This window comes from Bacteroidales bacterium (genome assembly GCA_016709865.1).
Lineage (GTDB): Bacteria > Bacteroidota > Bacteroidia > Bacteroidales > VadinHA17 > LD21.
The window spans coordinates 728,751-750,542 of sequence record JADJLX010000002.1 but is presented as its reverse complement, the minus strand read 5'-3'; the positions used below and the strand labels follow the sequence as shown (position 1 = coordinate 750,542).

The 21,792-nt window shown below is 40.1% G+C and carries 18 protein-coding genes and 1 pseudogene; 15 read left to right on the top strand and 4 right to left on the bottom strand.

Annotation, left to right across the window (positions count from 1 at the left end):
* Positions 1–3: 3 nt before the first annotated feature.
* The 4 genes and pseudogenes from ftsH to IPJ16_05205 all read left to right on the top strand — a co-directional run bounded on the left by ftsH (position 4) and on the right by IPJ16_05205 (position 4,952).
* Positions 4–2,140: pseudogene (gene ftsH, locus IPJ16_05220) on the top strand (ATP-dependent zinc metalloprotease FtsH).
* 12 nt (positions 2,141–2,152) lie between these two features.
* The gene (locus tag IPJ16_05215; protein MBK7626591.1) at positions 2,153–2,995 is read left to right on the top strand and encodes a phosphatidate cytidylyltransferase; all 843 of its coding nucleotides are present in this window, start codon (positions 2,153–2,155) and stop codon (positions 2,993–2,995) included.
* 40 nt (positions 2,996–3,035) lie between these two features.
* On the top strand, positions 3,036–3,695 hold the full coding sequence (locus IPJ16_05210; GenBank protein MBK7626590.1) for a phosphatidylserine decarboxylase family protein: 660 nt from the start codon (positions 3,036–3,038) through the stop codon (positions 3,693–3,695).
* 12 nt (positions 3,696–3,707) lie between these two features.
* Positions 3,708–4,952 (top strand): FprA family A-type flavoprotein, encoded by a 1,245-nt coding sequence (locus tag IPJ16_05205; protein ID MBK7626589.1) that lies wholly within the window; start codon positions 3,708–3,710, stop codon positions 4,950–4,952.
* Positions 4,953–4,972: 20 nt separating this feature from the next.
* On the opposite strand, the gene IPJ16_05200 is transcribed toward IPJ16_05205, so the two are convergent.
* A complete protein-coding gene (locus IPJ16_05200) occupies positions 4,973–5,398 on the bottom strand; it encodes an Hsp20/alpha crystallin family protein (GenBank protein ID MBK7626588.1) in 426 nt (141 codons plus the stop codon).
* Between the two features lie 298 nt (positions 5,399–5,696).
* On the opposite strand from IPJ16_05200, the gene IPJ16_05195 reads away from it, so the two are divergent.
* The 4 genes from IPJ16_05195 to cydB are packed head-to-tail and all read left to right on the top strand — an operon-like array spanning position 5,697 to position 9,865.
* Entirely contained in the window at positions 5,697–6,893 is a 1,197-nt protein-coding gene (locus IPJ16_05195) for an AI-2E family transporter (GenBank protein ID MBK7626587.1), read from the top strand.
* A 39-nt stretch (positions 6,894–6,932) separates the two neighbouring features.
* Positions 6,933–7,154 (top strand): DUF4492 domain-containing protein, encoded by a 222-nt coding sequence (locus IPJ16_05190; protein MBK7626586.1) that lies wholly within the window; start codon positions 6,933–6,935, stop codon positions 7,152–7,154.
* Positions 7,155–7,165: 11 nt separating this feature from the next.
* Positions 7,166–8,722, top strand: a complete 1,557-nt coding sequence (locus IPJ16_05185) for a cytochrome ubiquinol oxidase subunit I (protein MBK7626585.1) — start codon at positions 7,166–7,168, stop codon at positions 8,720–8,722.
* Between the two features lie 12 nt (positions 8,723–8,734).
* Positions 8,735–9,865: a cytochrome d ubiquinol oxidase subunit II gene (gene cydB / locus IPJ16_05180; GenBank protein ID MBK7626584.1), complete on the top strand. Its 1,131-nt coding sequence runs from the start codon at positions 8,735–8,737 to the stop codon at positions 9,863–9,865.
* Between the two features lie 148 nt (positions 9,866–10,013).
* On the opposite strand, the gene pssA is transcribed toward cydB, so the two are convergent.
* Entirely contained in the window at positions 10,014–10,736 is a 723-nt protein-coding gene (gene pssA, locus IPJ16_05175; protein MBK7626583.1) for a CDP-diacylglycerol--serine O-phosphatidyltransferase, read from the bottom strand.
* Between the two features lie 92 nt (positions 10,737–10,828).
* Between pssA and IPJ16_05170 the strand changes: the two genes are divergently transcribed.
* Together IPJ16_05170 and IPJ16_05165 are read left to right on the top strand one after the other, a co-directional pair.
* Entirely contained in the window at positions 10,829–11,281 is a 453-nt protein-coding gene (locus IPJ16_05170; protein ID MBK7626582.1) for a hydrolase, read from the top strand.
* 391 nt (positions 11,282–11,672) lie between these two features.
* Positions 11,673–12,389, top strand: a complete 717-nt coding sequence (locus IPJ16_05165; GenBank protein MBK7626581.1) for a glutaminyl-peptide cyclotransferase — start codon at positions 11,673–11,675, stop codon at positions 12,387–12,389.
* Here IPJ16_05165 and IPJ16_05160 read toward each other — a convergent pair.
* Positions 12,379–13,332: a diacylglycerol kinase family lipid kinase gene (locus IPJ16_05160; GenBank protein ID MBK7626580.1), complete on the bottom strand. Its 954-nt coding sequence runs from the start codon at positions 13,330–13,332 to the stop codon at positions 12,379–12,381. The two genes, IPJ16_05165 and IPJ16_05160, sit on opposite strands and share 11 nt — an antisense overlap.
* A 199-nt stretch (positions 13,333–13,531) precedes the next feature.
* Between IPJ16_05160 and IPJ16_05155 the strand changes: the two genes are divergently transcribed.
* The 5 genes from IPJ16_05155 (at position 13,532) to IPJ16_05135 (ending at position 20,433) form a co-directional block, all read left to right on the top strand.
* Complete coding sequence (locus IPJ16_05155) at positions 13,532–14,311, top strand: ParA family protein (protein MBK7626579.1); 780 nt, start codon at positions 13,532–13,534, stop codon at positions 14,309–14,311.
* 8 nt (positions 14,312–14,319) lie between these two features.
* Positions 14,320–15,201 carry a ParB/RepB/Spo0J family partition protein gene (locus tag IPJ16_05150; GenBank protein MBK7626578.1) on the top strand — a complete coding sequence of 294 codons (882 nt, stop codon included), beginning with the start codon at positions 14,320–14,322 and terminating at the stop codon, positions 15,199–15,201.
* A gap of 166 nt (positions 15,202–15,367) precedes the next feature.
* A complete protein-coding gene (locus tag IPJ16_05145; protein ID MBK7626577.1) occupies positions 15,368–15,901 on the top strand; it encodes a hypothetical protein in 534 nt (177 codons plus the stop codon).
* A 15-nt stretch (positions 15,902–15,916) separates the two neighbouring features.
* Positions 15,917–17,461, top strand: a complete 1,545-nt coding sequence (locus IPJ16_05140; protein MBK7626576.1) for a transglycosylase SLT domain-containing protein — start codon at positions 15,917–15,919, stop codon at positions 17,459–17,461.
* Positions 17,462–18,963: 1,502 nt separating this feature from the next.
* On the top strand, positions 18,964–20,433 hold the full coding sequence (locus tag IPJ16_05135; protein ID MBK7626575.1) for an MBOAT family protein: 1,470 nt from the start codon (positions 18,964–18,966) through the stop codon (positions 20,431–20,433).
* A 1-nt stretch (position 20,434) separates the two neighbouring features.
* On the opposite strand, the gene hydF is transcribed toward IPJ16_05135, so the two are convergent.
* Complete coding sequence (hydF, locus tag IPJ16_05130) at positions 20,435–21,664, bottom strand: [FeFe] hydrogenase H-cluster maturation GTPase HydF (GenBank protein MBK7626574.1); 1,230 nt, start codon at positions 21,662–21,664, stop codon at positions 20,435–20,437.
* Positions 21,665–21,792: the final 128 nt, after the last annotated feature.

Here is a 21,792-nt window from a genome sequence, read left to right as displayed (position 1 = left end):
TCTATGACAGAAAATAATAATAAGGATCAGGGACCGGAGAAAAAACCTGATAAGAATTTAAAGCCCGCGTTTAATACGAACTGGATCTTTGCGATACTGGCTGTGTCGCTTATTGCTTTTTCCCTTTTCAATAATGGGAAAGCTGCCAAAAACGCTACCAAGAACGAAATCAAGCAGATGATCATAAACCACGACATCGATAAGATCGTTGTTGTGAATAAGGAGATTGCTGAAATTTATCTTACAAAAGAGGCTCTGGAGTCAGACCGGTATAAGGATCTGCCTAAACCCGGCACTGGTTTTGGGTTATCAGTTCCTAAACCACATTTTGTTTATAATATTGGCGATATAACCACTTTTGAACCATTCATTGAAAAGGAACAGGAAAATGCAGGTTATACAAAATTTATTAATCTTGAGAACACAAAGAGAAGGAACTATTTTACAGAGATACTCTCATGGCTTCTTTTCCCTCTTCTTCTGATTGGTCTTTGGTTCTTTATGATGAAAAGAATGTCTGGCGGCGGTGCCGGAGGAGCAGGCGGAATTTTCAGCGTTGGCAAGTCACGTGCACAGATCTTTGACAAGGATAATAACGTAAAACTAAATTTCAGCGATGTTGCAGGTCTCGAAGAGGCTAAAACAGAAGTGATGGAGATAGTTGACTTCCTTAAGAATCCAAAAAAATATACAAACCTTGGTGGAAAGATCCCAAAGGGAGCTCTGCTGATAGGTCCTCCGGGAACTGGAAAAACAATGCTTGCAAAAGCAGTGGCAGGCGAGGCTAACGTACCTTTCTTTTCAATATCAGGATCCGATTTCGTTGAAATGTTTGTCGGTGTCGGAGCTTCAAGGGTAAGAGACCTGTTTAAACAGGCTAAGGAGAAAGCCCCGTGTATAGTGTTCATTGATGAGATTGACGCTGTTGGAAGGGCAAGAGGACGCAATGCGAATTATGGTTCAAATGATGAAAGAGAAAAATACTCTGAATCAGCTTCTTACAGAAATGGATGGATTCGGAACCAATATGGGTGTAATAATACTTGCTGCCACTAACAGAGCCGACATTCTCGACAGAGCTCTGATGAGAGCAGGCCGCTTTGACAGGCAGATTCACGTTGAACTGCCCGACATTGTCGAGCGCGAAGCTATCTTCAAGGTACACCTGCGTCCGATTAAACTTGAGAAAAGTTTTGATATAGCCTTCATGGCAAAACAGACTCCAGGTTTTTCTGGTGCCGATATCGCTAACGTCTGTAATGAAGCTGCACTTATTGCAGCCAGAAAAAACAAAACTGTTGTTGAGAAACAGGACTTTCTTGATGCTGTCGACAGAATTGTTGGCGGACTTGAAAGAAAAACCAAAATAATTTCAGCCGTAGAGAAGAAGACGATTGCTTATCATGAAGCCGGACATGCAACTGTAAGCTGGCTGCTGGAACATGCAAGTCCTCTGCTAAAGGTTACAATTATTCCCCGCGGAAGAGCACTTGGTGCTGCATGGTATCTGCCAGAAGAGAGACAGCTTACCACCCGCGAGCAGATACTCGATGAGATGGCTTATGCCCTCGGAGGACGTGCTTCTGAAGAACTTATATTCGGCAAAATCTCAACCGGTGCACTAAGCGACCTTGAGAAGATAACAAAACAGGCCTATGCTATGGTCTCATATTTCGGAATGAGCGAGAAAGTCGGAAACATTAGTTTCTATGATTCATCGGGTCAGTCTGATTTTGGATTCACAAAGCCTTACAGCGAGAAGACCGCAGAACTTATTGATGAGGAGGTAAATCTTATAATCGCTGAATCGTATATAAGGGCTAAAGAGGTTCTTAAGAGTAATATGAAAGGACTTACTGAACTTGCAGAATTGCTTCTGGATAAGGAGGTTATTTTCAGTGAAGACCTTGAAAGGATCTTTGGCAAAAGAAAAGCAGATCTGATTAAGGAGGAAAATGAGGCACTGACAGAAGCCGGCAAAAAGCCTGTGGTAGAACTTCCTGAAAAATCAGAGAAGAAGGAAAAGAAATCCGGCAAATCATCTGTTGATAAGGTGAAGGCTGAGAAGAGTGATGATAACAAAGAAAAAGCAGTTGCAAAAAAACCTGCTAAAAAGTCAAAGACAAAGAGTAAAGAATAATAATCCAAAGAGTTGAATAATTTTTTCAGAAGAACCCTCACCGGAGCATGGATAGTGATATTCATAATGGGAGGGTTCTGGCTTCATCCTGTATCGTTCTTCCTGACCGGGCTTATACTTCTTATCGGAACACAGTATGAGTATTACCTGATGATCAGGAATACCGGTGTAAAACCTCAGATGATACCGGGAATAATAACCGGGACAACAGCATATGTTGTTGCAACATTAATTGCTTCGGAAGTTATTCCAAAGAACTCATTCCTTGTTCTGATTCCAATGATGCTGATCATTATGGTTGTTGAGCTTTACAGGAAGCAGGAAAAGCCTTTTGATTCGCTGGCTCATACTTTTTTTTCAGTACTCTATACGGCGATCCCATTCTCAATGTTTCCGTTTTCAGCATTTCTCCGCACCGGTCTCAATTCAATCCTGCCACATGAGAATATTGTGTTTTCACCTGGCATAATTATTGGATTTTTTCTGCTGTTATGGGCCAATGATACAGGCGCTTATCTTTCAGGTGTATCATTCGGTAAACACAAGCTTATGGAAAGAATTTCTCCCAAGAAAACATGGGAAGGATTCTTCGGCGGAATGATTGCTGCAGCTCTTGTAGCATGGTTTCTTTCAGGCTGGTTAGGTGTAGTTGATAAATTGCACTGGGTAATAATTGCACTGATTATTTCCGTCGCTGGAACATACGGCGATCTAGTTGAGTCAATGTTAAAAAGAAGTCTGGGTGTAAAAGACTCAGGAACAATTATGCCGGGCCATGGAGGATTTCTCGACAGGTTCGATAGTGCGATTATTTCATTCCCTCTGGTATATCTTTTTATTTCGCTGCTTGGATGATTGACCGGACTTGATTAGTTTTGTGCAAATTTTTAATAAAATGAGGATACACAAGGAAGGTTACAAGATATTGGCATTTGGATTCATCCTCTTGCTGGTTCTTAATATTGGTGTAAATATTGTATGGTCTGATTTTACATTGTTGAAATGGGTCTTCGTCTTCTGTTCCTCAATGTTATATGTTTTCCTTTTGTTTTTCTTCAGACTTCCGACCAGGCACCTCGAAGCTGATCCCGGACTCGTTTATGCCCCGGCAGACGGGAAGGTTGTTGTTATTGAGGAGACCATGGAAAATGAATATTTCAAAGATATGAGACTGCAGGTTTCAATATTCATGTCACCTTTTAATGTGCATTGCAACCGTTACCCTGTTTCAGGCAAGGTAAAATATACGTGTTACCATCCCGGACAAAATATGGTTGCCTGGCATCCGAAGTCGTCGGAGCTTAATGAGAGAAGCACTATTGTTGTAGAAACCACCAATGGAATTGAAATAATGATACGTCAGATAGCTGGTGCTATGGCGAGGAGAATTGTTACCTATTCAAAGGATAACCAGGTGATTTCTCAGGGAGATGAACTTGGTTTTATTAAATTCGGATCAAGAGTAGACTTGTTCCTGCCTCTTGGCACTGAGATCGAAATTCCTATTCTTCAGCAGGTTAAGGCAAACAAGACGATTCTTGCCAAAATTTCTTAGAAGATTTTCGAAATGAGAAGTATTGATGACAAAATTATAGATGTAACACCTGATGTCAGGTGGATCGGGATTCTTGACTATGATATTAAGACATTTGATATTGTAATGCATACCGATTATGGTACAACTTATAACTCTTACTTTATTAACGCTGAAAAAAAGACAATTGTTGAGGTTGCCAAAGAGACTTTCAGTGAAACATATCTTAAAAAGCTGAGAGCAGTCACAAAGCCGGAAGAGATTGAATACATTATTTTAGATCATACTGAACCTGACCATTCCGGAAGCCTTAAAACATTGCTCGGGATAGCACCAACAGCTACTGTTGTTGGCAGCGGAAATGCAATCAGATACCTTGAAGACATAGTCAATAAACCATTCAAATCGCTGATTGTCAAGCATGGCGATACTCTGGATCTTGGCAATAAAACTTTGAAATTCATTGCTGCTCCCAACCTGCACTGGCCCGATTCGATCTATACATACCTCGTTGAGGATAAAGTTCTGTTTACCTGCGATTCGTTCGGGGCACATTACTGTTCAGCCGAAATGTTCAGTGAATTCGACGATAAATATACTTCAGCATTTAAGTACTATTTTGATGTGATTATGAGACCTTTCAGCAGATTTATGCTGAGGGCTATTGATCATATTAAACCCCTGGAAATTGATTTTATCTGTCCGGGCCACGGACCGATACATCATAAGAATCTGAAAAAGGCGATTGAATTATCTGAGAAGTATTCATCAGATTATATGAAGGTGGCAACCCCTGCAGGTAACAACAATTTGCTTATCGCTTATATATCAGCTTATGGATACACAAAGCAGGCTGCTGATTTTATAACAAAAGGGATTCTCGAAAACAAAGATATTACAGTTAAGATAGTTGACATTGAGAATATTCAGGAAGAAGAACTTGAATCGGAAATAATAAATTCTGAAGGAATTCTTGTAGGGTCTCCAACAATCAATCAGAACACTCTTCTGCCTGTTTATAAGCTTTTTGCACTTATAAATCCGTTAAGAGACAGGGGAAAGCTTGCTGGTGCATTCGGATCTTATGGCTGGAGCGGAGAAGCCCCGCGGATCATACTTGAAAACCTGCGCCTGCTTAAGCTCAAGACTTATGAAGATACCGGTTTATTCAAATTCTCGCCGGAAGGGAATAAAGAAGAAATACTTATAGAGTTCGGACGGAAATTTGGTCAGGCATTTCTGGAAGAATGCGGAAGAACAAAAAATCCCGGCAATTAGCCGGGATTTTTTTTGCTTAATTATGAAATCTTAACCTCACGTGTGATTTTGTTTTTCTCTTCCTTCATTTTTGGAAGAGATACATTCAGAATACCATCTTTGTAGTTTGCTTCAATTTTATCCCTGTCAACATTTTCAGGAATGTAAAAACTTCTGCAGAAAGAAGTGTAACTGAACTCTTTTCTCTTGTAACCATCTTTGTTCTCCTCCGACTCAGTTTTGCTCTCTGAGGAAATTGTTAATACATCCTCATTGATATCGATCTTCAGATCTTTTTTGTCTATTCCCGGAACTGCAAGCTCGAGTCCGAAATGCTTTTCATCTTCCCTTATGTTAACAGCTGGCATTGAGCTGGTTCTGTTGTTTAGGACCGGGAAAAAATCATCATCAAAAAGATTTGAAAATCCAAACGGTCTGAAACTTCTTGTTGAAATTGTTGGTAACATGGCTTTGTCCTCCTATAATTTAGTTTAACATATTTTTATATTACGATTACCCATTTTCAAACTCTGTTCCAAAATTGCAAAACAGACATAATGACATGAATTTTAAATTTAAAACAGACATAATGGCATATATTGTTTTGTATTACCATTTCACACGATCAATTGATGCAATAATATATCGTTAATATACTCTTAGCGTGCTTCGCGAAAAATCTTAGTGTGCTTTGCGGTAGATGGATTTCTATTTAGCGAATTTCAAAAATTTGGATTAGGTTTGTATATTGAAACCGCACTGATAATGAAAGCAACTTTAAGGAACATTCTTATCTTTTTTGGAATTATACTGCTCCTGGCCTGTGCATGGTATTTCAGGAATATAGTTGTTTACATTCTTGTATCAGGTGTGCTCTCTATAATGGGGAGGCCTCTGGTAGATCTGATGTGCAGGATCAGGATTAAAAAATGGAACTTTCCCCGATCGCTCAGTGCCCTTATAACACTTCTGATTATCTGGGGTTTTATAATTATGTTTTTCGTAATTTTCGTTCCTCTGTTAACAACTCAGCTTAACTATTTCTCAACAATCGACAGTGAGAAGATCGTACAGTTGGTTGCAGAACCTATAAACAAGGTTGAAAACGTCTTCAGGGCATTTAATAAAGATATTACCAGTGAACTTTCAATTCAGGATTATATAATTAAAAAAGTCTCAGGCGTTCTCAGTATCAGTATGATCCAGAACTTTCTGGGATCTATTGTTGGCATAATGGGAAATATCCTTGTTGCCATTTTTTCGATAACATTCATTACTTTTTTCTTCCTTAAAGATCAGCGGCTCTTCTTTGAATCGATACTGATGTGGGTGCCCGATAATTATACAGATAATGTAACGAGGGCGTTGCATTCGATAAAAAACCTCCTTACAAGATATTTCATAGGTATCCTTATCCAGAGTACCTGCATTATGATACTGATTACTATCGGAATGACTATTGTTGGAATTGATTTTCAGCAAGCCCTTGTTATGGGACTAATCCTCGGCATCCTTAATGTTATCCCGTATGTTGGACCATGGCTCGGCTTGTTCATAGCAATTATTATGGGTGTGGCATCTCATATGAATCAGGACTTTACAACTGTTGTTGTTCCACTTGTTTATTATATGATTCTGGTTGAGGCAATTACACATCTAATTGATAACATTGTTTTTCAGCCGGTCATTTTCTCAAATAGTGTTAAAGCACATCCACTCGAAATTTTTGTCGTGGTACTGGCGGCTGGTTTTGCTGCCGGAATACCAGGTATGATTCTCGGCATTCCGGCTTATACAGTTCTCAGGGTTTTTGCCCGTGAGTTCTTCAATAATTTTAAGGCGGTTCAGAGGATAACTTCAAGCCTGTCGCCTGAAAACATGAAAAGGAAACATCACTCTTCTGAAAAAGAAGAGGAAACATCTGTTCAGGATGAAAGTGCTGAAGCAACAAATGAGAAATAGAATACTCTGGTTAGTAAAGTCAAGACAAGTATTACAGAAATGAAACGAATACTTTCATTATTGAACCGGGTCTTCCTCTTTTATTATGAGGGATTCAGGTCCATGTCACAATGGGGAAGGAGAGTCTGGCTGATCATTTTAATCAAGCTTTTCATTATGTTTGCTATATTGAAGATATTTTTCTTCACTGATTTCCTCGACAAGAAATATGATAGTGATAAGGAAAAAAGTGAATATGTTCGGGAACAACTAATTAACTGATTCTATACATGATGATTGAAAATGTTGATCTCTCAGTCGTTGACTGGTCGAGAGCACAATTTGCCCTGACAGCAATTTACCACTGGCTTTTTGTACCGCTTACACTTGGATTGTCATTTATCCTGGCGATAATGGAAACCATTTATGTGCGCACAGGAAATGAAGAGTGGAAGCGGATTACCAGATTCTGGATGACTCTTTTCGGGATCAACTTTGCTATCGGTGTTGCAACCGGGATAATACTCGAGTTTGAATTCGGCACCAACTGGTCAAATTATTCGTGGTTTGTGGGCGATATATTCGGCGCTCCACTTGCTGTAGAAGGAATTCTGGCTTTTTTCCTCGAATCAACATTTGTTGCTGTGATGTTTTTTGGATGGAATAAAGTAAGCAAAAAATTCCACCTTGTTTCAACATGGCTTGTTGCAATAGGGGCGAATCTCTCAGCACTGTGGATACTGGTTGCAAATGGATGGATGCAGAATCCGGTGGGAATGACATTCAATCCTGAAGCTGCAAGAAATGAGATGGTTAGCTTTTGGGCTGTGCTGTTTAACCAGGTAGCTGTGGATAAATTTCTTCATACTATTTCATCAGGATTCCTGCTTGCATCGATGTTTGTTCTAAGTATAAGCTGCTGGTTCCTGCTCAAAAAGAGGGAAGCTCTACTGGCAAAACGAAGCATACTTGTTGCAGGTATTTTCGGACTTCTCTCATCACTTATGGTTGCTTATACCGGCGATGAATCGGCAAGGACTATAGCAAAGGTTCAGCCTGTTAAGTTCGGTGCCATGGAAGCTCTTTACGAAGGAAAAGACAACGCCGGACTGATTGCGATAGGTTTACTGAAAGATTCCGATAATTCAATAGGGAAAACCAAAGAAAAAGAGTTCATTTTTAAGATTGAAATCCCGGGATTGCTGTCGGTACTTACAGGAGGCAACAGGGATGCATATGTTCCCGGGATAAGGGATCATGTTTTAGGTAACCAGGAGAAGGAGATACTTTCAGTTATGGAGAAGAGGGAGAAAGGGATTTTTGCCAGGAATGTTCTCACCGACTACCAGAGAGCAGATTTATTTAAGGATAAAGAACAGGTAGCGAACATCAAAGAGGTTTTCAGAAGTAAGGAATTTAATGATGAGTATTTCAGATATTTCGGCTATGCCACAATCAATTCTCCTGAAGAAGTAATCCCGAATGTCCCCATTGCATTTTATTCATTTCATCTCATGGTAATTCTGGGATTCTCATTTATTATGCTGTTTGCACTTTCCATACACCTGCTGTTCAAAGGTACAATTGAGAAGAACAGATGGTTTCTGTGGATCGCATTTTTTGCGCTGCCTTTACCATATGTGGCAAGTGAACTGGGCTGGATCCTCGTTGAAATGGGTCGTCAGCCATGGATCATTCAGGATTTAATGACTGTCACAAAAGGTGTCTCCAATATCACCTCCGGCTCAGTGATTACAACCTTTATTCTTTTTGCCGTTCTGTTCACTGTACTTCTTGTATCAGAGATCTCAATAATGGTTAAGCAGATAAAAATCGGACCAAAACATTAGAAGAAGACTACTATGACAATACTAATAACACATCTGTTCCTTCAGCAATACTGGTGGATAATTGTATCCCTTCTGGCAAGCCTTCTGGTGTTCCTGATGTTTGTACAGGGCGGACAATCTTTTATTTTTTCGCTGCCTGAAAATGATAACCAGAAAACACTCATTGTCAATGCAATGGGGAGAAAATGGGAATTCACCTTTACCACACTGGTAACCTTCGGGGGTGCATTCTTTGCTTCATTTCCGCTTTTTTATGCAACAAGTTTCGGTGGTGCTTACTGGGTATGGATAGCTATACTCTTCAGCTTCATCATTCAGGCAGTTGCCTATGAATTCAGGTCCAAACCAGATAATATTCTTGGTAAAAAAACATTCGACATCTTCCTGTTTATTAATGGATCACTCGGCCCGCTTCTTATTGGTACTGCTGTTGCCACGTTTTTTACAGGGGCTATGTTTACTCTTAATAATGAGAACCAGGTGCATTGGGAAACTAAATGGTATGGTCTTGAAGCACTGCTGGATATAAGAAATATTGCGCTCGGATTGGCAGTATTGTTTCTTGCCAGGGTGAATGGCTTACTTTACTTTGTCAATACTATTGATGATGAATCATTGAGGAAGAGATCAGTAAAAAGAGTAACATGGAATGCAATTCCGTTTCTCGTCTCTTTTCTCTTTTTTATTGTAGCAATTCTTTTGTCTGACGGCTTAGTAGTTGATCCGGCCACAGGTATTGTCTCAATAGAGAAATACAGGTATTTCCATACATTTCTCCGTATGCCTTTCGTTCTCATCATTTTCCTGATTGGTGTAATAACTGTATTGTATGGTATAGGTGTCACAATAATCAAAGGCGGGATTAAAGGGATCTGGTGTTCAGGTTCAGGTACTGTAATTACTGTTTTTGCATTGTTTATGATTGCCGGAATCAGTGGCAACCCGTTTTATCCCTCACTGTTCGACCTGCAAAGTTCTCTTACAATAACAAACGCTTCCTCAAGCCAGTTCACTCTGAAAACGATGATGTTTGTATCCTTCATGATCCCGTTTATTCTGGGATATATATGGTACGCCTGGAAAGCAATAAATAATACCAAAATGACTGAAGCTGAGATGAATTCAGAAGATCATAAATACTAATTAAGATGTATCTACCGCAAATCCTCCAATACCTTATCTGGCCTGCATTTATAATTTTATGCTGGTTTACAATAAAATTTGCACTCTCACACTACGAGAAGAAATTTCCTGAGAAAGAAGAATAGCATTCTTTTTTCAGACGTTTCGTTCAGAATAGCAGCGAAAGAAGAGAGGCTAAAATATACAGGGGTATAATAAGCGGAAAGGCCATTATACCAATAGAGATGAATCCTGTAATGATAAGTAATACAAGGATATAGCGGCCTTCATTTCCTTTTATTTTAAGATTTTTTACTTTCAGCGAGAGTAAGGGTACTCTGCTGACCATCATAACAGATAGTGTAAATGTAAACAGTAAGAGCAAAGCAGGTGATGATATAAATGAGCTCAAAAATTCTGATTGTGAATATTGTGAGGCTATTATTACAGAGATAACTGCCAGTGCATTTGCAGGCGTGGGAAGACCCTTGAATGTGGTAGCCTGACTTGCATCCAGATTGAAAATTGCAAGACGGAGAGCTGCACAGACAGGCATAACAGCAGGTAAAACCAGAATAAGTGTAGGAATTACACTATTCGAATTTACAAATGATGGAGCATAAATGGCAAGTGATTCATTAAGAAGCTGATAGATAATTATTCCTGGTGCCACACCAAAGCTTACAACATCAGCTAGTGAGTCGAGCTCCTTGCCAATATCTGAATAGGCCTTTAACAAACGGGCAGAAAAACCATCAAGGAAGTCAAAGACCATTGCAGCAAGTATCAGCCATGAGGCTGTTACAAGCTCTCCGGTGGCTGCAAAAATAATAGCTACAAATCCTGAAACCAGATTAAGCGATGTTATTATGTTTGGAATATGTTTCTTCATGTCTGTTGGTATGGTAAAAAAAGAAGTGGAGTAAAATTAAGAAAATCTTCGTCCTTTTATTATTAGATTTGTATCAAATAACTTATTATTTCATGGTTGACTTTAACGGGATAAAGATTGCTGTCGACTTCGATGGTACAATTGTCGAGCACGCTTATCCAGCCATTGGCAAAGAAAAACTATTCGCTTTCCGCACACTTAAGGAGCTGGAAAAAATGGGGGCCAGGCTTATTCTTTGGACCTTCAGGGCCGGTAAAGAACTTGATGAAGCTGTTGAATTTTGCAGGAAGAATGGTATTGAGTTCTATGCTGTAAACAGGAATTATCCTGAGGAGATTTATGATGAAACTGTAAGCCGCAAGATCGATGCTGATATCTATATCGATGATAAAAATGTAGGTGGTTTTCCCGGCTGGAGTGAAATATGGCAGATGCTTAATCCGTTTGAACTTCAGCAGATGGAGGCAGAGAAAAGGATTGCTTCTTCACGCTGGAATATTTTTAAAAGATTATTTAACAGGAAATTAAAACAAGATGAGAACTGATTATCCAAAATATTTTATCTCAGTTTCAGTTTTATTATTACTCACATGGACACTCTCCTGCTCGGGAAGGGCCGGAAAAAATGTTAATGAAACACCGAAAAATACAGCAGCACCTGTAGTAGAAGCTGCAAAAGTGATCAGGATGTTATCTCCCGATGAGAATACCGGCTTTAAATTAAAGGATCCGGTTAAAGTTGTACTTGCAGCCGGGAATAAAGATAAACTGCCTGATTCAGTAACTGTTTATTTCGACAGCAAACACGTAACAACTCTTAAATCAGATCCCTGGGAGTACACTATTCCTTCAGCATTCACTGTTACTACCGGAAGAAAATCATTAAAAGTGACAGCATACAGGGGAGGGAAGTCCCAGAATACAATAACCAGGTTTATGATTATTTATTCTGATGCTGTTCCGAAACGGTATGGCTATAAAGTTATTCATACTTACCCGCATAGCCGTGATGCGTTTACCCAGGGACTCGTATATGATAAGGGAGTGTTATTTGAAGGGACCGGGCAGGAGACAGGCTCCAGCCTGAGGGAAGTAGAGCTCGAAACAGGGAAAGTACTCAGACAGCATAATCTCGATGCAGCCTTATTCGGAGAAGGAATTGCCCTTTACAAAGACCGGATTTACCAGGTTACCTGGGAGAATAAGGTCGGGTTCATATATGATAAATCAACCTTTAATGTTATAAATAAGATCTACTATTCAACACAGGGCTGGGGACTCACTACAATGAATGACCGGATAGTGATGAGCGACGGTACTAATGTTCTTTATTTCTTTGAACCTGATATGTTTACAGTAGTTTCCAGAATTGAGGTTTATGATAATAAGGAGAAGATAGATTCTCTGAATGAACTCGAATTCATCAATGGAGAAATCTGGGCAAATATCTGGATGTCGGACCGTATTGCAAGGATTGATCCGGTGAGCGGCAAGGTAATCGGGTATATCGATCTTAAGGGAATACTATCTGCTTCCGACCGGAATCCTGATACCGATGTTCTGAACGGTATTGCTTATGACAATGACGGCAAAAGGATTTTTGTTACCGGGAAGAGATGGCCTAAACTGTTCGAGATCAGGGTTACTGAATAATTTTTGTACCGTATACAATCTTAATTGCAGATGGGAGAACACTGAATTCTGCAGGAGTGTGCCCAAGTGTTTCCCCATCGGCCTCTGCATAAAGAAGTGATTTCGATTCAACCTTTAGATTTTTAGCCCTGTAACCATCCACTTTCGGGTGACTCAGAATTGTGCCGTCGTATAACAATTTAAGACTCCTTATAATCTCCAGTTTGCCCATATTCTTTATTACAGTGATATCAAGCAGTCCGTCATCAGGCAGAGCATCAGGTGTTTGTCTCATTCCGCCGCCGCAGTACCTCCCATTTCCAACATTAATTGAAAACACTTTAGCCGTGGTCTTCTTTCCATCAATGATAATATCTGCCTCAGTATTCTTATACGACAACAGACTTGTTAACAGGTTATAGAAATAAATTGCCTTATTGCTTCTTCCCTTGTCTTTTTGTTTGTTCGTTTTTCTTACTACAATTGCTTCAAAACCCAGTCCGGCAATATTTATAAAATAGTTTTTATGTTGCTCATTATCTGTGTAATAACTCACCGTGCCAATATCATGTGGCATCACTTTACACTCTTTAATAGCGGCAACGGCTCCTTCATACATTAGTGATATTCCGAACATCCGGCCCCAGTCGTTACCGGTTCCGACAGGTATCAATCCAAGTGTAAATTCAGACGGAGAACAATGATCCTGCGAGAAGATCCCGTTTACGACTTCATTCAGAGTACCGTCACCGCCGACAGAGATGATTTTTCTGAAGCCTTCCTTTGCAGCAACCTGTGCCATCTCTTTTGCAGCTCCCTTTTTTTCAGTGAAATGAGGAACAATTGGAATATTATGCTTTGTAAATATTTCTGCAATACGTTCCCAGTCTTTCTTCCCTTTGCCATTGCCGGCATTCGGGTTTACTATTACTAGCCATTTATCTGAATTGGAAGGCTGATTCATTTGCTGATGTGGTTTGGTAGGAGACAAAGATGGAAATTTATTGGATATAATTGCAAAATATGACTTATTATCACTGTTAATAACATGTTGAAAACCCCGAAAAAAATGTTTACAATTACATGTTTGACTTCCGGTGGTAGCAGAGCATAAATTGTAAATTTGAAGCTCAAAATATTATTCAATTTATTAAGGGAAAATAATGGGAAGGATTATAGCAATAGCGAATCAGAAGGGTGGGGTTGGGAAGACAACTACAGCTATTAACCTGGCAGCAAGTCTTGCGGCTCTGGAACAAAAAGTACTGATAGTTGATGGAGATCCTCAGGCTAATGCCACTTCAGGAATTGGAATTGATACACGACAGATCAGAAGTACAATATACGATTGCCTTATTGACGGCAAGGAGCCTTCTGATGCTTTAATGGCATGCCAGGTCGATAATCTTTCTATTCTTCCATCAAACATTGACCTTGTTGGTGCTGAAATAGAAATGCTTGAGCGTCCGGAAAGAGAAAAGATCCTCAAAAAGGTGCTTCAAAAAATTGAAGGTGATTATGACTATATTCTTATTGACTGTTCACCATCGCTGGGATTGCTCACTGTAAATGCCCTGACCGCATCACACTCTGTAATTATACCGGTTCAGTGCGAGTATTTTGCACTGGAAGGGCTTGGCAAACTCTTAAACACAATAAAAATAATTCAGAATAATCTTAATCCTGAACTTGAAATCGAAGGATTCCTTCTTACAATGTACGACTCCCGTCTCAGGTTATCAAACCAGGTTGCCGATGAGGTGAACAAGCATTTTCAGCAGATGGTTTTCAAAACAATCATTCAGAGGAATGTAAAACTGTCTGAAGCACCAAGCTTTGGCCAGCCGGCAATTCTGTATGATGCTGATTCGAGAGGTACTGTCAATTATCTCAATCTGGCCAAGGAGCTTATAGAGAAACAAGAAGCAAGAGTTAAAAAGTAGTTATGAATATGATAAAGAAAAATGCGTTGGGAAGAGGTCTTGGTGCATTGATTGATGGTGTTGAGAAAGAGGTTCTTGAAAAAAAGGTAGAAGCAAACCTTGATATCTCAGTTGATTCTATTGAAGCAAACCCTTTTCAGCCCCGTACAACTTTCGACGAACAGTCGCTGGAAGAATTGTCTGTTTCTATTAAGAAACTGGGTATTGTCCAGCCACTTACAGTTCGTGAAGTAGGTCAGGGCAGGTACCAGCTCATTGCAGGTGAAAGACGCCTGAGAGCAGCACGTCTTGCAGGCCTTACTCACGTCCCTGCATATGTCAGAACTGCCGACGATCAGGCAATGCTTGAGCTTGCCCTGGTTGAGAATATTCAGCGCGAGGATCTTGATGCTGTTGAGGTGGCAATAAGCTTTCAGAGGCTGATAGAAGAGTGCAAACTCACACAGGAACAGCTGAGCGACAGGGTTGGAAAACAGAGATCAACAGTTGCCAATTATCTGCGCCTGCTGAAGCTTCCTGCTGAGATACAGCTAGGGATAAAGAATAAACATCTGATGATGGGGCATGCCCGTACACTGGTTAATATAGATGATCCTAAAAAGCAGATTAATATTTATTATAAGATCATCGATGGTGACCTTTCAGTGCGCCAGGCGGAAGATCTTGTGAGACAATTGCAGACCGAAAAGGCAAAAGATCCTGAAAAAACAGAGAAGAAAAAGAAGCTCAACGCAGATTTTACACAGCTATCTGACCACCTTAATAAGATATTTGCAGCCAAAGTAAACTTCAGAATAAATGAAAAGGGGAAGGGTAAAATTGTGATCCCGTTTGAGACCCCTGAAGAGATGGAGCGCATTTTAGGAGTATTTGACCGACTGAACTCCTGAAAATAATTATCTTTATCGCGCGTTATTTGTTCCGGAAGATCAATACCGGTCTGAATTTGTTTTGAAGACATTTAAGAATATACTGATTATTTTGATCCTGCTTCTGATTTGTTCACCGCAAATCATTATAGCTCAGGACACTATTCCGTCTGCTAAAGCCAAACCTTTGAAAATCAAGTTTCAGGCTGAACCGATGAAAGCAACAATGATGGCTGTGGTATTCCCGGGTCTTGGACAAATCTATAACAGAAAATACTGGAAGATACCTCTTGTATATGCAGGTTTTGGCGGGATGTTTTTCAGTGCAGGATTTAACGGAAAGAAGTATAATCAGTATATGGAAGCTTACCAGGATTTTACAGATGGTGTACCGCAGACTAAATCTTATCTAGATATAATTCCCGGTTCGGTAGATAATGCCACAAAGGATCCTGTACTGAATTACAGTGCCGCCGACAAGGCACACTGGGATGAGAGACTTCTTAAGGGAGTCGATTATTATAAAAGATATCGCGATCTTTCGTATATTGGCATCGCAGGCTGGTACTTAATAACCATACTTGATGCTAATGTCGATGCGAGTTTGTTTAATTATGACATAAGCAATAACCTTGATATTGCTGTTTATCCTTCAGCCGTGCCTCTGCCCGGTGGTTTTACAGGTGCCGGTGTGAATGTTGGTGTAACAGTAACTTTTTAACTGATAAAACTAATTATGAGAATTGCTACTTTATTGATTACTATTTTATTAACAGGTCTGAATATAAATGCCGCTGTGCTTTCAGACACAATAATAGTAAAATCAGATAACAGTGCAGATCGTATCTCCCGCGACCTCGACAGCCTGGTGAGTACCTGGTATGTAAGGATGAACAGGAGTGTCAATCCGGTTGAATACAGAGGTGATACGGCAATATTGCAGTATTCTGACTCAACATACAGAACAAGACTCAGTAAGATAAATTCAATCATTAGTCTGCCATATGGTCCTATTATAAGGAACCATATTCATGTCTACACAATCAAACAGAGGGAGAAATTCGCTGCAGTATTGGCCCTGAAAGACTACTATTTCCCAATGATTGAGGATGTCTTTGATTCCTACGGATTGCCGGCTGAACTCAAATACATGGCTGTTATTGAATCTGCACTCAATCCAAATGCAGTGTCGAGGATGGGAGCAACAGGTCTCTGGCAGTTTATGTATAGTACCGGACGTATGTACGGACTTACAATAAATTCAATAGTTGATGAAAGAAGGGATCCGCTTAAGGCAACTCATGCTGCAGCAAAATATCTCAAGGATCTCTACAAAATATATGATGACTGGATTCTTGTTATTGCTGCTTATAACTGCGGACCGGGAAACGTAAACAAAGCAATAAGGAGATCAGGTAACAAGAAAGATTACTGGGATATTTATTACAGACTGCCAAGAGAAACCAGAGGGTATATACCTCAGTATGTTGCAGCTGCATATGCAATTACTTATTATCCGGAACATAATATTCAGCCGATGCAATTGAATATCCCCGTTGCTGTCGATACAATTATGATCAATAAAGATATCCATCTCACCCAGATCTCCGAGGTAATGAAAATTCCTTTGGGTGAACTTAAAGCATTGAATCCTCAGTATCGTACCGGTCTAATCCCGGGATCATCTAAACAGCAGATTCTTACCCTTCCGTTGAATCATCTGGGAGATTTTATTGATCTGAATGACACAATCAGAAGTTATAAATCAGATGTGTATCTTAATAAAGCTAACCTGTCTGTCAATCCGACACGCTCCACTAATGTTCCGGTTGATATCAAAGGCAAAACAAAGCTTTTTTATACTGTAAATGATGGCGATAACCTTGGTTATATTTCTGAATGGTACAGAGTTGGTTTATCAGACCTCAGATACTGGAATAACATCTATAAAAATACGATAAGGGTGGGTCAGAAACTGGTTGTCTATGTCGATCCTGCAAAATCAGAATATTACTCAAAAGTAAACTCCATGTCATTTGCTGATAAGCAGGCAATGGTAGGAAAAACTGTTCCTGCCAATACTCAGCAATCAGTCGCAAGTTTCATTCCTGAAACTGAAGGGGATTTTATAACATATACCGTTAGATACGGAGATACAATATGGGACATTGTGAAGATGTTTGAGAATGTATCTACAAGTGAGGTGCTTACATTGAATAATATTTCAGATCCCAGTAAGATACAGGTCGGACAGAAGCTGAAGATCAAGAAGAAAAGCTGATTCTTTTCTAATATATGCGCCCCTTAAGGTCATTTTTGCTATTACTGATCTTTCTGGCCTGTTTTACCGGTCTCAGCTATTTCATTCCGGTCACCGGAATCTTTCCTTCAATTTATGAGTTTATACCTGAAAAAGTCATCAGCAGTGTATTTCTCGCTGCAGATAATCAGGATACCAGCAATACATCAGGTCCTGAAATAAAGGTAATTAATTCAGATAGATCTTCCGCATTACCAGCTGATTCTTCCACATCTGCTTTAACAGCAGATTTCTCTGCTGACCTTGCAGGTTTTCTCGACACCCTTAAGTACTCAAAAAGACAGGTGCGTATTATGTATTATGGTGATTCTCAGATTGAAGGAGACAGAATCACTTCGTATCTTCGTCAGGAACTGAGAAAGGGAAGCGGAGGAGCGGGACCCGGATTACTTCTGCCTCTCATGCCTGTTATGTATACCAAAACTGTCTGGATGAGATCTTCTTCAAACTGGAAGAAGTACAATTACCTTTCATTCAAAACCGGGGAGATAGATCATAATGAACTTGGCCCATTCATGGCTGTCTGCAGATTCCTGCCGGAAGGTTCAGTTGCCGGTGAACTGCAAACTGCAACTGTCAGGATACGGCCGTCAAACCTTGCCGACAGTGCATCTTCTCGTTATGATCTTTTAAGAATTTTTTATGGTAATACTCAAGGCACTGTTAGTGTTACAGTTATAGCAGATGATAATGAGGTATTTACAGGATTGCTCAACAAAGGTACAGGTTTTAATGAGGTAAATTGCAGACTGAACGGAGCTACTGACCTGCTTATTGAGTTTACAGGAAAAGTCAGTCCTGATATTTATGGAATCAGCATTGAAAGCAACACCGGATTGATTTTAGACAACATTCCTCAGCGAGGCAGTGCCGGACTGGAATTTACGATGGTTGATAAGCAAAATCTAAGGGACGCTTACAATTTACTATCACCTGATCTGATTATACTGCATTACGGACTTAATATAGTTAAGAATGTCAGGAACGATTATTCTTACTTCAGAAAAGGGCTGACACGACAGCTTAATCTTCTTAAAGAGATTGTACCTTCAGGCAGGATACTGGTAATCAGTCTTACTGACATGGCTGCGAAAGAAGGCGACAGTATAAGACCATATAGTAATATCCCATCTATAATTGCTGCACAAAAAAGCGCTTCAATTGATGCAGGAGTGGCTTTTTGGGATTCATATGAAGCAATGGGAGGAGGTTCTTCAATAATCAGTTGGGCTGAAAGGAAACCGGCACTTGCCCAGAAAGATTATGTCCATTTAACATATCACGGAGCTGATACTCTTTCCAAAATTCTTGCAGCATCGCTTTTCTCAGTCTCTGATACAATTCCTGTTTTAACAAGTTCTGTCCCGGCTGAATATTCTGATACACTTAATACTGTGTTTAAGGCTGATAATCCGGCAATTGTCATTGTCAGGTCTGTTTTAAGATATGATCCTGACCAGCCAATGATTTTTTCCACTGCTGCATTCTGGCTCTTTTTCTTGTTGCTGCTGGCCGGCTATAGCATCATTTATAAGAAACTGTTTGTCAGGAATTTATATCTGTTCATTTTAAGTCTGTTCTTCTATTATAAATCAGGCGGATTGTTTCTTTCACTTCTTTTATTCGTAACACTAATAGATTATACCTGTGGTTTGCTGATTTACAGATCGGGCACTAAATCTGTGAAAAGGTTTTTTATTCTGCTGAGCATAATTTCAAACCTGGGTATCCTGGCATACTTCAAGTATACCGGCTTCTTTGTAAACACAATAAATGATCTTTTTGGCACTGATTACAGGGTTTATGATTTACTGGCAGCATTCTCAAATTCAAATCTTGGCACATCATTTAGTACCGGCGATATTCTGCTTCCGGTTGGTATTTCTTTCTTCACTTTTCAATCGCTCAGCTATACATTCGACGTTTACAGGAATAAGATCCAGCCAGTCCGCAATATTCTGGATTTTGGTTTTTATGTATCCTTCTTTCCTCAGCTTGTTGCCGGACCAATCGTCAGGGCTTCAGAATTTATCCCTCAGCTCTACACTGAATTTCATCTGGCAAAACGGGAATTCAGTCATGCATTGTTCCTCATATCCAAAGGCCTGATAAAGAAGATTATAATCTCTGATTTTATTGCCACTAATTTTGTTGACAGGGTTTTTGAGGCTCCATCGGTTTACTCAGGTTTTGAAAACCTGATGGCTGTCTATGGTTATGGATTGCAGATCTATTGCGATTTCTCCGGTTATACAGATATTGCTATTGGAGTTGCGCTAATACTGGGTTTCAGGCTGCCAATGAATTTTAATTCTCCGTATAAGGCTGCAGGCATGGCTGACTTCTGGAAGAGGTGGCATATTTCATTGTCACGGTGGTTAAAGGATTACCTCTATATTCCTCTGGGCGGAAACAGGAAAGGTAAGTTCAGAACAAATATTAATCTGCTTATAACGATGTTATTAGGAGGATTATGGCATGGAGCGAGCCTGAGGTTTATTATCTGGGGTTTGTTGCATGGGTTCGGACTTGTTGCCGGAAGAATATGGAATGCAGTTTTTGGAGAAAGGTTAAAACAGGGTAAGGTTGGCAGGGCGCTGGTTGTGTTTATCACTTTTCAGTTCGTAAGTTTCTGCTGGATCTTCTTCAGAGCCCCTGATGGAGAGAGCATAAAGATGATGTTCTCGCAGATCTTCAATAGTTTTTCTCCGGGCTCCTATTTCACTGTTCTGCCGGCATACAGCAGCGTCTTTTTACTGATGGTGGTCGGATATACTATCCATTTTCTTCCAGAAAGTTTCAAAGAGTCTTACAGAGGACTCTTTATAAAGATCCCGCTTGTATTTCAACTTTTGCTTGTAATGGCTGTGGCAATACTCCTGTTTCAGATGAGATCAACTGATACTATGCCATTCATTTATTTCAGATTCTGAATCAGAGGTACACCGAACTATCCCTTTTGGATTTGGTAAACGGCTCTACTGCTCTGTTATATATACCCTGAACATAGGCGATAGCCATACCGTAATTTGTGACAGGAACACCTGCTCTGATCGCGGACTGAAGTCTGTTGTGCAGTTGTTTCCGTGTGATCATACAACCTCCGCACTGTATTATAAGCGAGTAATCCGTAACTGGTCTTGGAAGAATATCCAGTCCTGCAACTACATCATATTCAATTTTCTTACCTGTAAATCCGGTTATCCATCGGGGAATCTTCGTTCTGCCTATATCATCGCATGAAACATGATGTGTGCATGATTCAAGAAGAAGTACTCTGTCGCCATCTTTCAGTTCGGAAATTTTTGGAGTGCCTTTCAGATAGTTATCGAAGTCTCCCTTGAACCTTGCCAGCATTATGCTGAAGCTTGTAAGAGGAATATCCTTTGGAACAGAGGCATCGGCCTTCACGAATACCTGCGAATCGGTGACTGCAAGGGCTGGTCTGATCTTTGTTTTTTTCAGGAAGACATCGACTTCCCTTTCTTTCAATACTATAGCAACGGCATCATTATCAAGTATATCTCTTATTGCCTGAACCTGCGGCAGTATAAGTCGGCCTTCGGGAGCCTCCACATCGATGGGAGTGATAAGGAGAACTATGTCTCCATAGTTAATCAGATCGCCCAGTAATGTTGGTGTTTTCATCGAGTGCTCAGGGATTGAATCCTTAATCAGAGTTATGAGCTCCTCATAATTGCGTTTATCTTCCGATGAAAACTCAAACAGAGGTGTTCCTGTTTTTGATAATACTCCGGCACTGAAATCTGCTGATGGTGCCTCAAGATCTGATTTGCTGTGTATTACGACGACAGGAATGTCTTTCTCATTGAACTTAACGATCAGATCATCCTCATATTCACCCCATGAATTATTTGTGACTACAAGCAGAGCCAGATCAATAATATCCAGAGTCCTCAGAGTGCGGTCTATCCTTTTTTGACCCAGGTCACCGGAATCATCAATGCCCGCGGTATCAACAAGTATTACAGGACCAAAACCGGTTATCTCAAATGATTTTTTTACAGGATCAGTAGTGGTACCTGCATGATCTGATACTATGGCAATGTCCTGTCCGGCCAGACAATTGATCAGGCTGCTTTTACCGTTATTCCTTCGCCCGTAAATTCCTATATGTGGTTTCGACTCCCTTCCTTTAGACATCTGTAAAAGAATTTAAATCAAAATTAGCAAAATTTAGATCAGATTGGATTTCTCAGTGTAACTCTGTGTCTCCTCTGTGTACCTCGGTGTTTAAAAAAAAGAACTTACACAGAGAGCCACAGAGGAAA

Coding starts and splice junctions, on each gene's coding strand:
- IPJ16_05210 (MBK7626590.1), top strand. CDS start 3,036: ATGAGGATACACAAGGAAGGTTACAAGATATTGGCATTTGGATTCATC.
- IPJ16_05205 (MBK7626589.1), top strand. CDS start 3,708: ATGAGAAGTATTGATGACAAAATTATAGATGTAACACCTGATGTCAGG.
- IPJ16_05200 (MBK7626588.1), bottom strand. CDS start 5,398: ATGTTACCAACAATTTCAACAAGAAGTTTCAGACCGTTTGGATTTTCA.
- IPJ16_05195 (MBK7626587.1), top strand. CDS start 5,697: ATGAAAGCAACTTTAAGGAACATTCTTATCTTTTTTGGAATTATACTG.
- IPJ16_05190 (MBK7626586.1), top strand. CDS start 6,933: ATGAAACGAATACTTTCATTATTGAACCGGGTCTTCCTCTTTTATTAT.
- IPJ16_05185 (MBK7626585.1), top strand. CDS start 7,166: ATGATTGAAAATGTTGATCTCTCAGTCGTTGACTGGTCGAGAGCACAA.
- cydB (MBK7626584.1), top strand. CDS start 8,735: ATGACAATACTAATAACACATCTGTTCCTTCAGCAATACTGGTGGATA.
- pssA (MBK7626583.1), bottom strand. CDS start 10,736: ATGAAGAAACATATTCCAAACATAATAACATCGCTTAATCTGGTTTCA.
- IPJ16_05170 (MBK7626582.1), top strand. CDS start 10,829: ATGGTTGACTTTAACGGGATAAAGATTGCTGTCGACTTCGATGGTACA.
- IPJ16_05165 (MBK7626581.1), top strand. CDS start 11,673: ATGATTATTTATTCTGATGCTGTTCCGAAACGGTATGGCTATAAAGTT.
- IPJ16_05160 (MBK7626580.1), bottom strand. CDS start 13,332: ATGAATCAGCCTTCCAATTCAGATAAATGGCTAGTAATAGTAAACCCG.
- IPJ16_05155 (MBK7626579.1), top strand. CDS start 13,532: ATGGGAAGGATTATAGCAATAGCGAATCAGAAGGGTGGGGTTGGGAAG.
- IPJ16_05150 (MBK7626578.1), top strand. CDS start 14,320: ATGATAAAGAAAAATGCGTTGGGAAGAGGTCTTGGTGCATTGATTGAT.
- IPJ16_05140 (MBK7626576.1), top strand. CDS start 15,917: ATGAGAATTGCTACTTTATTGATTACTATTTTATTAACAGGTCTGAAT.
- IPJ16_05135 (MBK7626575.1), top strand. CDS start 18,964: ATGATTTTTTCCACTGCTGCATTCTGGCTCTTTTTCTTGTTGCTGCTG.
- hydF (MBK7626574.1), bottom strand. CDS start 21,664: ATGTCTAAAGGAAGGGAGTCGAAACCACATATAGGAATTTACGGGCGA.